13 protein-coding genes are annotated in these 14,184 nt (G+C 54.7%); all 13 read left to right on the top strand.

All coding sequences use genetic code 11. The features are described 5' to 3' along the window. Positions 1 to 309 precede the first annotated feature (309 nt). Positions 310 to 1,446: a nickel-dependent hydrogenase small subunit gene (gene hyaA / locus L1D47_RS18935; RefSeq protein WP_239886392.1), complete on the top strand. Its 1,137-nt coding sequence runs from the start codon at positions 310 to 312 to the stop codon at positions 1,444 to 1,446. 4 nt (positions 1,447 to 1,450) lie between these two features. Further along, positions 1,451 to 3,157 carry a nickel-dependent hydrogenase large subunit gene (gene hyaB, locus L1D47_RS18930; RefSeq protein WP_239886391.1) on the top strand — a complete coding sequence of 569 codons (1,707 nt, stop codon included), beginning with the start codon at positions 1,451 to 1,453 and terminating at the stop codon, positions 3,155 to 3,157. Positions 3,158 to 3,167: 10 nt separating this feature from the next. Beyond that, the gene (cybH, locus tag L1D47_RS18925) at positions 3,168 to 3,839 is read left to right on the top strand and encodes a Ni/Fe-hydrogenase, b-type cytochrome subunit (protein WP_239886390.1); all 672 of its coding nucleotides are present in this window, start codon (positions 3,168 to 3,170) and stop codon (positions 3,837 to 3,839) included. Positions 3,840 to 3,850: 11 nt separating this feature from the next. Then, positions 3,851 to 4,414, top strand: coding sequence for a HyaD/HybD family hydrogenase maturation endopeptidase (locus tag L1D47_RS18920; protein WP_041511454.1), 564 nt, complete (start codon positions 3,851 to 3,853; stop codon positions 4,412 to 4,414). Continuing rightward, positions 4,395 to 6,152 carry a NiFe hydrogenase gene (locus L1D47_RS18915; protein ID WP_239886389.1) on the top strand — a complete coding sequence of 586 codons (1,758 nt, stop codon included), beginning with the start codon at positions 4,395 to 4,397 and terminating at the stop codon, positions 6,150 to 6,152. Before L1D47_RS18920 ends, L1D47_RS18915 begins: the two co-directional genes overlap by 20 nt. 1 nt (position 6,153) lies before the next feature. Next, positions 6,154 to 8,517 (top strand): carbamoyltransferase HypF, encoded by a 2,364-nt coding sequence (gene hypF / locus L1D47_RS18910; RefSeq protein WP_239886388.1) that lies wholly within the window; start codon positions 6,154 to 6,156, stop codon positions 8,515 to 8,517. Between the two features lie 113 nt (positions 8,518 to 8,630). Next, entirely contained in the window at positions 8,631 to 9,443 is an 813-nt protein-coding gene (hypB, locus tag L1D47_RS18905; protein WP_239886387.1) for a hydrogenase nickel incorporation protein HypB, read from the top strand. A gap of 2 nt (positions 9,444 to 9,445) precedes the next feature. Then, positions 9,446 to 9,694, top strand: a complete 249-nt coding sequence (hypC, locus tag L1D47_RS18900; RefSeq protein WP_239886386.1) for a HypC/HybG/HupF family hydrogenase formation chaperone — start codon at positions 9,446 to 9,448, stop codon at positions 9,692 to 9,694. Next, complete coding sequence (gene hypD, locus L1D47_RS18895; protein ID WP_041511458.1) at positions 9,691 to 10,806, top strand: hydrogenase formation protein HypD; 1,116 nt, start codon at positions 9,691 to 9,693, stop codon at positions 10,804 to 10,806. The genes hypC and hypD overlap by 4 nt, the downstream gene beginning before the upstream one ends. A 2-nt stretch (positions 10,807 to 10,808) precedes the next feature. Beyond that, positions 10,809 to 11,819, top strand: coding sequence for a hydrogenase expression/formation protein HypE (gene hypE / locus L1D47_RS18890; protein ID WP_239886385.1), 1,011 nt, complete (start codon positions 10,809 to 10,811; stop codon positions 11,817 to 11,819). Next, positions 11,819 to 12,169, top strand: coding sequence for a hydrogenase/urease nickel incorporation protein HypA (gene hypA, locus L1D47_RS18885; protein WP_160793163.1), 351 nt, complete (start codon positions 11,819 to 11,821; stop codon positions 12,167 to 12,169). The genes hypE and hypA overlap by 1 nt, the downstream gene beginning before the upstream one ends. Positions 12,170 to 12,194: 25 nt before the next feature. Then, a complete protein-coding gene (locus L1D47_RS18880) occupies positions 12,195 to 12,359 on the top strand; it encodes a hypothetical protein (protein WP_181006099.1) in 165 nt (54 codons plus the stop codon). Between the two features lie 1,647 nt (positions 12,360 to 14,006). After that, on the top strand, positions 14,007 to 14,184 hold a 178-nt coding region (locus tag L1D47_RS18875), incomplete at its 3' end, for a transposase (RefSeq protein ID WP_239886393.1).

Below are 14,184 nucleotides of genomic sequence, written 5' to 3'. Positions count from 1 at the left end.
GTATATAAGGTTGGCCTAAAAAGCCGAAGATTTGGCCAATTTTATTTATAAGCAAATAAAATAAATAGTTGAACAGCAGAAGTAAAGTTTGAAGCCGATCAGTCTTACCCGCCATACTGGGACATTTTGACCCATGTTTTTAAATAAACTTGATCCAGCTCATATCACGGCAAGCTTAAAAGCCCTTGTTAATCACAAGGTTTACAAATGTTGACATACATCAACAATCGCGCCGAATTTGAGGCATAAACTAAGTTACTGAATCGTGCCACTACATTTTCGCATCAAAATGAAAACAAAGGGTTAACCATGGACACACATGCCGCCTTATATCAACAAGGCCAAGCACGCCTCGAAGAGTTACGTCGCTTGGCGCCTCGTCATGCTCAGACATTGCAAGACAAGATGGAAGAGCATGGCATTAGCCGTCGAGACTTTATGAAATGGAGCGCTGCCGTCACCGCCATGTTGGCGTTACCGCTCCCCTTTAGCACCTTAGTCGCCGAAGCCGCCGAGCTGGCCGACCGGGTGCCACTGATCTGGTTGCACATGGCCGAATGTACCGGCTGCTCAGAATCTCTGGTTCGTGCCGATACCCCTAACCTCGACTCGCTGATCTTTGATCATGTTTCATTGGAATACCATGAAACCCTGATGGCTGCTGCAGGTTGGCAGGCAGAAGAGAACCTGGAACACGCACTGGAAGCCTACAAGGGTAACTACCTGCTGGCCGTCGAAGGGGCTATCCCCACGGCCAACAACGGTGCCTTCCTCACCGTTGGCTGTAAGGGTCACACTGGCCTTGAGATCATCCACCACGCTGCCGAAGGCGCTGCCGCCATCGTCTCTGTGGGCACTTGCGCCTCATTCGGTGGCGTTCAGGCTGCTGCACCGAATCCGACTGGGGCTAAAGGGGTCGACAAAGTGGTCAACAAGACTGTGGTTAACCTAGGTGGCTGTCCACCGAGCGAGAAGAACATTGTCGGTACCCTTATGTACTTCATCATGTTCGGCAAACTGCCTGCGCTGGATATGTTTAATCGTCCTAAGTGGGCCTATGGCGCACGTGTACACGATAACTGTGAACGTCGCGGTCGCTTCGATGCCGGCGAATTTGTCGAGCAGTTTGGCGATGAAGGTGCGAAAGAGGGCTACTGCCTCTACAAAGTGGGATGTAAAGGGCCTTATACCTATAACAACTGCCCCACAGAAAGGTTCAATCACCACACCAGTTGGCCAGTTCTTGCCGGTCACGGATGTATGGGCTGCTCTGAGCCTAACTTCTGGGACGACATGGCCGACTTTGAAAAACCCCTTGGCAGACAGCTCCTTCATGGACTGGACGCAACGGCCGATACCGTCGGCGCAGTGATCTTGGGTGCCACAGCTGTAGGTATCGGCGCTCACGCTGTTGCCAGCGTATTTGCCAATTCGAAGGAGGACTAATTCAATGAGCAAACGTGTAGTTATCGACCCTATCACTCGTATCGAAGGCCATCTGCGTATCGAGGTCGAAGTCGACGAAAATAATGTTATTCAAAAAGCCTGGTCTTCCTCCACCCTATGGCGCGGTATTGAGGTGATCCTCAAGGGCCGCACGCCGATGGACGTGGGCCTTATCGTACAACGTATCTGTGGTGTCTGTACCTATTCGCACTATCGCTGTGGTACCGAGGCTGTTGAGAACGCCTTAGGGGTGAAGATCCCGCTAAACGCTAAATACCTGCGCTCGCTCATGCAGACTTCGCTCTATATGCACGACCATATAGTCCATTTCTACCACCTCCACGGGCTGGATTGGGTAGATGTGGTCTCTGCACTAAGTGCCGATCCTGCCGCAGCAGCACAAGTCGCCCTGAAGTATACCGACAAGCCAATCGCTGCGGGTGAAGGTGAACTACGTGCGGTACAAGAGCGCGTCAAAGGCTTTGTGGAAACCGGTAAACTTGGCCCATTCGCCAACGCCTACTGGGGCAATGGCACCTATAAGTTCACCCCTGAGCAAAACCTAATTGCCCTGTCTCACTACCTCAAGGCACTTGAAGTACAGCGTGTCGCTGCCGAGATGCTGGCCATCTTCGGTGGTAAGCAGCCGCATCCTCAGTCACTGGTGGTCGGTGGTGTCACCTCGGTACGTGACATGTTAAGCCCTGCCCGTCTGCAGGAGTGGAAACAGAAGCATGCCATAGTGACCGACTTTATCCATCGCGCCTATAAGGCGGATATCGTCATGGCTGCCGAAGCCTTTGGCGGCGAGCCTAGCGTGCTGGGCGGCGTCAATGTGAAGAACTTCCTAGCCACCAACGACTTCGTATTAGCCGATGGCCAATATATGTTCGATCAGGGCGTTATAATGAATGGCGATCTAGCCAATGTCACCGACATCAACCCAGATCTGATTAAAGAAGACGTAAGCCACGCTTGGTATGACGCCAACGAACCACAACATCCTTATGACGGCACCACAGTGCCTAATTACACTGGCTTTGTGGAGCGCGACACCGTCTATGGCAAGCTGCCAACCCTTGATGGCGACGGCAAGTACAGCTGGGTGAAGTCGCCTCGCTACCAAGGCGAGCCGGTAGAGGTGGGGCCACTCTCTAGCCTACTGGTCAGCTATGCTCGCGGCAACAAAGTCGTCGTCGATGCGGTCAATGGTCTGCTTGAAGTCACCGGCCTACCGGTTGAAGCCCTGTTTACCACTCTTGGTCGCACCGCGGCGCGCATGCTGCAGACAGTGATTGTAGCCGAAGAGGGTCTCAAGACCTTTGACGCGCTGATTAACAACCTGTTAGTTGACGAGTCTACCTATGTACTACCAGAGATAGATCCCAATAAAGAGTATGTGGGTCACGCCATGATCGAGGCGCCACGCGGCATGCTCAGTCACTGGATCCGCATCAAGAATGGCTTGGTTGAGAACTATCAGGCAGTGGTGCCCACCACTTGGAACGCGGGCCCAGTCGATGCAGCCGGTAAGGTCGGTCCCTATGAAGCATCGCTGTTAGGCCTCAAGCTGGAAGATCCGACTAAACCACTGGAAGTGATACGTATCATTCACTCGTTCGACCCATGTATGGCCTGTTCGGTACATGTGATGGACTATAAGGGTCAAGACTTGGGTGAGTTCCGTATCGACCCAAACGGCAATAACTAAGGAGCAACTCATGGCTACAACCAATGTACCCTATGAGAGAGCCTTTATCTTCAGCGCCGCGATCAGGATTTTTCACTGGTTGCGAGCGCTCTCCATACTGGTTCTTGTCATAACAGGCTTCTATATTGCCTGGCCGTTTTTGGTGGCGCCGAGCAGCACGGATGTGTTGGTACAGGGGTGGGTAAGATTTGCTCACCTGATCTTCGGCTTCGTGCTGTGTGCCATCACAATTGCCAGGGCCTACCTGTTCTTCTTCAGTAAGAGTGACATTGAGCGGCGATCCTTCAAGGACGTCACCAGCGTCAACAGCTGGATAGTGCAGCTCAAGTCCTATCTTTGGATGGGACACCTGGACAAGAAAGGCGTGTATGGCCCCTTGCAGTTTGTCACCTACTTTGCCGTGTCTGTGATTGCAGTGCTGATCTGCATCACTGGTCTGGCACTTTACGCCAACGTCTATCATCTTGGCCTTGGCGGCATGTTAGCTGACATGGCAGCCTGGGTAACCAGCGCCATGGGTGGCCTGGCCCAGGTGCGGATCTGGCACCATTACTTTACTTGGGTGTTTATTATCTTTGTGGTGATCCACGTCTATATGGCGGTTTGGACCGGCATCAGATTTAAACATAATTCGGTAGATTCCATCGTCTCTGGCTATGACTACCATCCTAAGAAACACTAAATAAGGGCGCCATGAAAATACTGTTACTCGGTATTGGTAATGTGCTGTACGCCGATGAAGGGATCGGCGTACATTTTGTCAATTACCTGCAAGAAAACTATCGCTTTAGCCATCCGTCGCATCGACTCGATGTGATGGATGGTGGCACCTTAGCCCAAGGGCTAATTCCCATTATCTGTAAATACGACTATCTTGTGGTGGTAGATACGGTCAACGCCCACGGCGTCGGCCCAGGAGAGGTCTATTTTTTCGATTTCGACAAGGCTCCCAGTGAAATCGATTGGCAAGGAAGCGCACATGAGGTGGAGATGTTACAAACATTGACCATGATGGAGATGGTCGGAGACAGACCGAAAACCTTCGTACTTGGCTGTACGCCAACCGTACTCGAACCTATGACACTGGGACTCACCCCGAGTGTCGCCGCCGCCGTTCCCCTGATGGAAACGACAATACTCACCCATTTCAAGTCCCTCGGATTCGAGATCGAACGCATCAACGACTTGGCTATAGAAACGCTCATTCCAGATTCTTATAAGCGCGGTGTAACCCTAGATGAAGACAATCAAATTTGAATTTACCTGCTCACGGCAGGTGCCGCTTTACGCGCATTTATGTAACCGATACCTAAATTATGGTGAACTAAACATCCATATCGGCTACCAGGGCGGCGCCTATTTTATCGAGGCCGAGGGCAAACAGAGCGAGCTGGAAACCCTGGCCGATGAGATAGCCCAGGACTTTCTCATCTCAGTCTGGCTCACCGATTCGCGCATCGCCCTGGTCGATGCGCCAAGCGGCAGTACCGAGCCCTTGGCAACCCAGCCATTAACTCAGGAGTTTTGCCAGCAGTGCGCGCCCCACTTTGGCGACAATCAGGCAGCCGCATTTGGCCAACTGGCTCTCGGCTGCGACTGCTGCCACGGCGAGCAGCGCATCCATGAGGCGTATCGCGGCCTCACCGCAGGCGATATTCAGGCCATGTATCAGCGCCTGCTCACCCAGGGCGAGCTCAAGCTGGCAGGCGACATTCATCTAAGCCTTAGCCCTATTGACGGCCCGGCGCGCCCTCGCCTGCTGATCTGTAATCCCAACACCTTAAATGCCCAGTTCCACCTCAGCGATCCTCAGGTGCTGGCACTGTCGAGCATAGAGAAACCCCTCATCTGCGTACGGCCCATCAAAGATCATCCAAAACTCAAGCAGCCCTTGTACGATCTCTGCTTTGCCTACAACCGCCTGCTGGTGATCCTGGCCGAGCACCTACGCCAGCATGGCACAGATTGGGTCTACCTGAATGATCCCGCCCAGTGTGAGGCGCTAGCCTATATCGACGGCCAGTGGGCCGAGATCTACAACTGCTCGCCAAAAAGCCTGCGCATCGACTCACCCAAGCAGCCGCTACATGACGATGTGCTGCTCAACGGTAAAGACACGAGTTACTACGCCAGCCACAGCGACAAACAGGGTGGTCATTACTTACTTGAGCAAGGCAGCGATGTGAAGACGCGCCGCGGCGCAATGACGCCGAGTACCCTGAGTGATGACGAGCTGGCACTGTGCGCCCTGCACAGCGTCAATCTCGAACACGGCTTAGGTAAGCACAGCGCCATCATCTATCTCAGCCGCGATCATGGCGGGCACATCTACACCCTGGACGGTAAATGCGAGGCCGAGCGTTTCTTCGCCCTGCCCGAGCTGCCCGAGACTGGTTACGACATCTATCATCAGCTGGAGCAGAGCCCACAGCGCAAGGTGCTGGAGAAGTTTAAGCAGCGTTATCCCGAGGACTACCTAAGGCTGCTGGACCTGAAACTTCCCGCCGAACGCCATAGCCTGAGCGCCCTCTGGGCCGTTGGTGCGGTGATCTTGGGCCTCGAGAGCCGCTCCCTGAGTGTAGGCGATCTCAACGACGCCCTGATGGCCGCCGCCCAGGCCCATAGAGGCAGCAACTCGCCGCGCATCGACTATCCGCTTACCCGCGGCGAGGCCTATCGCAGCCTCAACTGGTGTAAGACGCTGGGGACGCTGATCAGCTTCCGTCTGGCCGACGACAGGGACAGCCAGAAACTCGCCTTTGGCATGCACGACTCCTTCGCCGACTACCTGGCCAACTGGATTGAACACCTGGATCTTAACCTTGGGGTCAAGTCGGTGGCTCTGGCCGGTAGCGAATGGGCTAACCCGGTATTGTGTCAGCGCGTCGCGCTACGTGTAGGCAAAAACTTCCCCCTCAAACACAACCAGCAGTTGGAAATTGATGGCAACAACCATGCTATCGGTGCCCTAATGCTGAAGAAACGTAGGCTATAGCATGTCTGCCAAGCTGCAAGCGTCCATCGAGGCGACCAAGCGAGTCAGGCTGGACATCACAGGTATCGTCCAGGGGGTTGGTTTTCGCCCCTTCGTTTACCGCTGGGCCACCGAGCTTGGCCTGCTGGGCCTGACCTTCAACCACAGCAAGGGCGTCACCGTGGAGCTGCAGGGCACAGCCCAGGCCATCGAGGCTTTCGTCGAGGCGCTTAACGAAACACCACCGCCTTTGGCGCGCATCGACAGCCTAAGCCAGACCGAGATCCCGCTACAGGCCTGTGACAGCTTCGAAATCACCCACAGCCAGGCCGACGCCAAGGCTGTGGTGGCGGTATCGAGCGACAAGAGCAGTTGTCAGGCGTGTCTCGATGAGATCATGGACCCCAGCAACCGCCACTACCAGTACCCCTTTACCAACTGCACTAACTGCGGCCCCAGATACACGCTGATCCGCGCCCTGCCCTACGACAGGCCCAACACCACCATGGCCGAATTTGCCATGTGCGATGCCTGCGCCGCGGCCTATCAAGACCCGCTGGACAGGCGCTACCACGCCCAGCCGGTAAGCTGCCCAGATTGCGGCCCGCAACTGCGTCTGTTAGACGCAGGGCAAATGCCGCTGGCAGAAAGAAACGACGCACTGGATCTGGCGGTAGAACTACTTGCCCAGGGCAAGACCCTGGCTATCAAGGGACTGGGCGGTTTTCATCTGGTGTGCGATGCCACCAATGATGAAGCGGTGCAGCGACTACGCAGACGCAAACAGCGCCCGGCCAAGCCCTTTGCCGTGATGTGCGCCTCAGTTGAGATGGCCCAGAAGCTGGCGACGGGCAGTGACGCCGAGTGGCAACTGCTGCAAAGCGCCGAGCGGCCCATCACCCTGCTGCAAAAATCGCCCAGCTGCGATCTGCTCAGCCCGGCAGTGGCCCCCGGCATCGACCGACTCGGGCTGTTTCTGCCTTATACGCCCTTACACCAGCTGCTACTCACTAGGCTCAACCGCCCCTTGGTGGCCACCAGTGCTAACCGCAGCGGTGAGCCCATCATCACACACGCAGAGGATATCTTCGCGCTGCTTGGCGAGGTGGTCGATGCCGTGCTGGATCACAACCGCGAGATCCTCAACGGCTGCGACGACAGCGTGGTGCAGATGGTGGATGACAAGCTACAGGTCATTCGTCTGGCGCGCGGTTATGCGCCGCTGACCCTGGCGCTGCCACAGGCCGTGCCTCAGGAAACCTTGGCGGTGGGCGCCCAGCAGAAAAACAGCATCGCCTTCGGGTTTGATCATAACCTGGTGCTCAGCCCCCATATCGGCGATCTCTTCAGCCTGGAGGCGGAGCAATATTTTATCGACACCCTGGCGACCTTTAAGCGTCTGTACCAGTTCAGTGCCAAACATCTGGTGAGCGACAAACATCCCGACTACGCCTCGACAGTCTGGGCGCTAGCGCAGAAGGACGCACTAGGCATCCCCTGTACTCAGGTGCAGCACCACTATGCCCACATCCTGAGCGTCATGGCCGTCAACCAGACTAGCGATAAGGTGCTGGGCTTTAGCTTCGACGGCACGGGCCTCGGCGAGGAGCGCCAGCTCTGGGGCGGCGAAGCCATGATCGCCGATGTGTCCGGTTATCAGCGCGTCGCCCATCTTAGCCCCATGGCGCTGATCGGCGGCGAGCAGGCCATTAAAGACCCTCGCCGTATCATGCTGGCGTTGCTGTTTGAGCGCTACTCGCCTGAAACGCTTAAAAACCTGCCACTCAAGGCGCTCAGCGAGTTACCCACGAGCCTTATCGGCAACCTGCATACCCTGTGGCACAAAGGCGTCGCCACCCAGATGACCAGCTCCATCGGCCGTTTGTTCGACGCCACCGCCTGCCTGCTGAACCTGATGCAAACCACCCAGTTTGAAGGCCAAGCCGGCATGTTGATTGAGGCCAAGGCCAACGAGATCAGCGCGGTGCAGCTCAGCAGATCAGGCATTGTCTTTAGCCTGACCGAAGAGGATGGGGTCTGGCAGCTGGCATCCCTGTGGGAGCAGATGGTGAATGCCTTGCAGCATTGGCAGGACAAGCCCGATGGCATAAGCCTTATCGCCCGCGCCTTCATGAACGCCTTGGCACAGGCGGTGACCGACTGCGCGCGTAAACATAGCGCCCTGAGCGTGGCGCTTTGCGGCGGCGTATTTCAAAACCGCTATCTGCTCAGCGAGACACGTAAACGATTGAGCATGGCTAAGATTAAGGTGCTGGATTCACATCAGGTACCGGTTAACGATGGCGGCATTGCCCTGGGGCAACTCTGGTACGCCATTCACCAAGATAAAGAGGCGCAAACGTCGACGGAAAACGCATTCCGCTAACGGTTTGAGCCAATTTGATTAACAGGACTTTGCCTAAAACTGACCCGGGTCAATGAAGTCGCCGGGTCCCTAGCGCAAAATGGCATAAACGCCTTAGATTTATGGAGTTCATTATGTGTAAAGACTGCGGCTGCTCTATTACCCGAGATCACAGCCATGAGCATGATCACCACCATGATCACAGCCACGATCACAGCCATGAGCATGATCATAGCCACGCACACGGTCATTCCCATCATCACGACCACGGCACGGTTCGTAGCAATCCTCAGCTCAATGATAAAAAGACCCTGTCTGTCATCCATAAGATCCTCGACAAGAACGACCACGAAGCGGCCCATAACCGTGCCCATTTCGAGGCCCACAATATCACCGCCTTCAACCTGATGAGCAGCCCAGGCAGCGGCAAGACCACACTGCTTGAACACCTCAAAGAGTACACAGACCTAAACTATGGCGTGGTCGAAGGTGACTTAGAGACCTCCCGTGACGCCGACCGTCTCACCGCCAAGGGGATCCCCGCCTTTCAGATCCAGACCGGCTCGGCCTGTCACCTCGACGCCTTCATGGTGCACGACGCCCTGCATCACGTGGATCTGGCCCCGCTGGATATCTGCTTCGTGGAAAACGTCGGCAACCTGGTCTGCCCCGCCTCCTACGATGTGGGCACCCATTACAACATAGTGCTGGTCTCCGTCCCCGAGGGCGACGACAAGATTGAGAAATACCCGGTAATGTTCCGCAAGGCCGACCTTGTACTGATCACTAAGGCAGATCTGCTGCAACACTTCGACTTTAGCGTCGAAGAAGCCAGGGCCCAGGTCAAACGTCTCAACCCTGACGCCCAGGTGATCACCACCTCCATCAAAGATGGCGACAGCATGCGCGCCGTAGTGGAATGGCTCAATAGCCACAGGAGCGTTTAATCATGTGTTTGTCTATACCATCGAGAATTGTGGCACTGCATCCCGACGAGCAGGCGGTCACCGTCGAGACCCTGGGGGTCAAGCGTAAGGTCAGCAGCCACCTGATGAATGAGCCGCTGGCACTCGACGACTATGTGCTTATCCATATTGGCTTCGTAATGAACAAGATAGATAAGGCCGACGCCGAACAGAGCCTGGCCCTGTATCAGGAGATCGTCGAAAAGATGAATGAGCAGGAGGCCCAGTCATGATAGCGCTCAAGCAGCTATATCAGGGCTTTAGAGATCCCGAGACCATACACAATTTGGCCAAGGAGATCGCCCTGCACGCCGCCAAGCACGACGGCAACATCTACATCATGGAGGTGTGCGGCGGTCATACCCACACCATCATGAAATATGGCCTCAACCAGCTTCTGCCAGATAATATCGAATTTGTGCATGGGCCCGGCTGCCCCGTGTGTGTTATGCCCAAAGAGCGCATCGACCACGCCGCCATCCTGGCCTCACAGCCAGACGTGATTTTGGTGACCCTGGGGGACATGATCCGCGTGCCCGGCTCCAACGGCAGCCTGGCGGAGTTTCGCGCCAAGGGCTGCGATATTCGCCCCCTCTACGACCCGCTGGATGCCCTGACCATCGCCAAGGAAAACCCAGGCAAGCAGGTGATCTTCTTCGCCATAGGTTTCGAGACCTCGACGCCCATGACGGCGGTGCTGATCGAACAGGCCGAGCAGCAAGGGATAGATAACCTGCTGTTTCATATCAACCACGTGCTGGTGCCGCCGGCCATCGACGCCGTGATGGCCGATCCCCAGGCCAAGGTGAATGCCTTTATCGGCCCGGCTCACGTGAGCGTGATCTCGGGGGCCAAGCTCTATCGCCCGGCCGTGACCCAATACGGCACACCCGTAGTGGTATCTGGGTTTGAGCCCGTGGATGTGATGGAATCTATCCTGCGCATCGTCAAGCAGAAGGTCGATGGCGTCGCCGAGTTAGACGTGCAATATAGCCGCGCCGTCAGCGAGGAAGGCAATGTCCATGCCCAGCAGAAGGTGGATCAATACCTCACCATCAGGCCGCATTTCCGTTGGCGCGGTTTGGGGCCGCTGGGCGAGTCCGCCCTGATGCTAAAGCCAGAGTTTGCCCACCGCGACGCCGAGGTGATCTACCGTGAGAAGCTGAACGTACCCGATATCGACGATCACAAGGCCTGCCAGTGTGGCGACATCCTCAGGGGTATCGCCAAGCCCAAAGACTGTAAGGTCTTCGGCCGCGGCTGCACCCCGGAAACGCCGCTCGGTAGCTGCATGGTCAGCTCGGAAGGCGCCTGCAACGCCTATTACCGCTATAACGGAGTCTAATCATGGCCGATAATGAAAAAACCGTACAACTCAGTCACGGCGGTGGCGGCAAGGAGATGAATCGTCTGATCAAGTCGATCTTCTTCAAGGCCTTCAACAACCCTATCCTGGCGAGTGAAGAAGACGCCGCCCTGCTCCACTTCGAGGGTCAGGCCGCCTTTACCACAGACTCCTTCACCGTCTCGCCGCTGTTTTTTGCCGGTGGCAACATAGGCAAGCTCGCCATTGCCGGGACGGTCAACGATCTCGCCATGATGGGCGCCGAACCTCAGTATCTGAGCTGCAGCTTCATCATAGAAGAAGGCTTTGCCATCAAGGATCTGAAAACCATCGTCGATAGCATGGCCGAGGAGCTGCACAAGAGCGGCACCCGCATCGTCTGCGGCGATACCAAGGTAGTGCCTAAGGGCTGCGCCGATGGCCTGTTTATCAACACCTCTGGCGTAGGCCGCGTGTTGAAGCCACAGATCTCGGTGAAAAACCTGCGTCCCGGCGATGCCATACTGGTCTCTGGCGACATCGGCCGTCACGGCGCCGCCATCCTGATGGCCCGTGAGGGGCTCTCGCTGGAATCAGAGCTGGTCAGCGACTGCGCCAACCTCTGGCCCGTGGTCGAGCAGCTGATCGCCTGCAACATAGAGGTACATGCCATGCGCGACGCCACCCGTGGCGGCCTGGCAGCGGTACTCAACGAATGGGCCAGCGCCTCCGAGGTGGGGATCAGTGTCGAAGAGAGCAAGATCCCGGTTTGCGACGAGGTCAAAGGCCTATGCGAGCTCTATGGCTTCGAGCCTCATGATCTAGCCAACGAAGGCACCTTCATCCTGGCGGTACCGGGTGAGATTGCCGAGGGTGCACTGGAGATCATCAAGCGTTACGGCCACTGCCAAGAGGCGGCCATCATAGGTCATGTGGAAGAGACTTATCCGGGTAAAGTGGTGCTCAAGACCCCATGGGGCAGCAGCCGCTACCTCGACCTACCCCAGGGTGAACTACTGCCAAGGATCTGTTAATGCACGAGTATTCGATTGTCACCGCCCTGCTGGAACAGTGTGAACAGCACGCCATCGCCAATCAGGCGAGCAGGATCACTAAGGTGGTGATAAAAATCGGCGTCCTAAGCGGCGTCGAACCCGCCCTACTGGCGACGGCGTTTGAAACCTTCAAGCTGGAGGGACGCGCCAGAGAGGCGGAACTGGAGATTCTACATCAAGAATTGGTGCTCGAGTGCCAGGCTTGCCAAAGCACTCATACCATTAAAGAACGAAGTGTCATTTGTCCTAGTTGTCACAGCTATGAGACCCGCATCATCGAAGGGGAAGAATTGCTGCTGATGCAACTAGAGCTAGAAACCGATGAATAAAACCAAACATATATGGAGTATTACAATGAAAAAAGCCTCACTACTACTCGCTAGCCTTCTTCCTGCAGCGGCTTGGGCACACCCAGGACACAATGGCATAGGTCTGTTCCACCACCTTAACGACCTACTCCCCATCATCGCCTTGGTGATCATCGTCGCCGGCGTCATGCTGTGGAAGAAGCGCTCATAAGCCAAGCCTTAGCGTAAAATCCACCGACAGCGACAGACTCCAAACCGAGTCTGGCGCTGTCTCGCGTCGCCCAGCCAAAACTTGTTTTAAGTCAGCTCACACACAGCTAGCAGGCAAGCTTTGACAAACTGCTCTCTTCTCACTCTACAGCGAGCCAACAGCTTGCGCCCTCTCCCCTCAATTAACTAAATGCGCCTTAAACGACTCGAACAGACACCTTTTTAGCACTGCATCCGAAAACCTTAAAACCTTGCCTTAAATGCTTGTATGGTTAATCCCGTTCCATTTTAGGGTAAATTGGAGGCCCACCCTCAATGGCCGTTGAGGGTCTTTATGCAGTAGCTCGATTGAATGGCGGCTCCTCTTACGAGAGACCGGTAACAAGTGGGTAGCGCTGCATAACTCCTAGCAATAACTCGAACAGTCATTGGGGCCTCGAGCCCGTATAGCAAGGCAGAGTAAGCTTATAATGAACAACCATAAAAACCAAACTGAAATCAATGTCGGCGTTAGACCGGTAACAAGTGGGTAGCGCTGCATAACTCCTAGCAATAACTCGAACAGTCATTGGGGCCTCGAGCCCGTATAGCAAGGCAGAGTAAGCTTATAATGAACAACCATAAAAACCAAACTGAAATCAATGTCGGCGTTGATGTCGGTAAGTCACAACTCGACATCGTACTACATCCTCTCGACCTACATTTATCTATCCCAAATGACCCTGAACATATCCAGAAAGTCATTCAGGTGCTTAAGCAACTGTAGTGGTCAACACATAACTGATTGATAAAAATGAATTATACGGATTAGTAGGTGTATAAACGCGCAAAATTATTTCACTATTTTCCTTAATATTCGGAAATATCAAATAATACTGTATAAATAAACATCGCCTTAGGAGTGAGGTAATCATGAGTCTAAAAAGCCCGTTTCTAATCGGTGTTCAAGAAACAATGCGTATGCGTGGTTACAGTATTAGGGAAGGTGCGAACAAGTCGTCGCACAGCTCTGGCTTTGATAGCAGCGACAGTTCAAGGCATTCAACTGAGGGCATGCCGAGGCCTGCTGAAGTTGAATAACGCCGAAATGGTGTTGCTATCAAAGCCCCGCAGGGCGAGGCTTACAGCGGTATTTGCTGCGTTACAGTTCTTGCGAAGGACTAGGGCCATTCGCTGCAAACTGTGCCTAGCATCTATCCACTTTAAGCACACGCAGAGCAAGCANGCACAGCTCTGGCTTTGATAGCAGCGACAGTTCAAGGCATTCAACTGAGGGCATGCCGAGGCCTGCTGAAGTTGAATAACGCCGAAATGGTGTTGCTATCAAAGCCCCGCAGGGCGAGGCTTACAGCGGTATTTGCTGCGTTACAGTTCTTGCGAAGGACTAGGGCCATTCGCTGCAAACTGTGCCTAGCATCTATCCACTTTAAGCACACGCAGAGCAAGCACGGGACTTATTCGCACCTTCCCTAGCCCTGTAAGCTTGTTCAGCGCTTTGATCATAGCGCAAGTCTCGCCAACTTGAGCGTTGTAGTTTCTCAGACTTAATTTCCCACCTAACAACTGTTTCACTCGAAGGTAATCCCCCCTTAAATTAACTGGCGTCAAAAGTAGAATTTTCTCGTACCATATGCGCAGGAGATTCTTTATGAAAACATCAAAATTCACCGACAGCCAAATCATGTCGATCCTTAAACAAGCTGAAGCCGGAGCGCCGGTTACAGAACTGTGTCGCGAACATGGCATGAGCTCTGCGACGTTTTACAAATGGCGGGCTAAATTCGGAGGCATGGATGCATCACTCATGGCCCGGCTAAGAGAGCTTG

The organism is Shewanella sp. Isolate7 (assembly GCF_022398425.1).
GTDB lineage: Bacteria > Pseudomonadota > Gammaproteobacteria > Enterobacterales > Shewanellaceae > Shewanella.
This window is presented reverse-complemented; position numbering and strand designations above follow the sequence as displayed.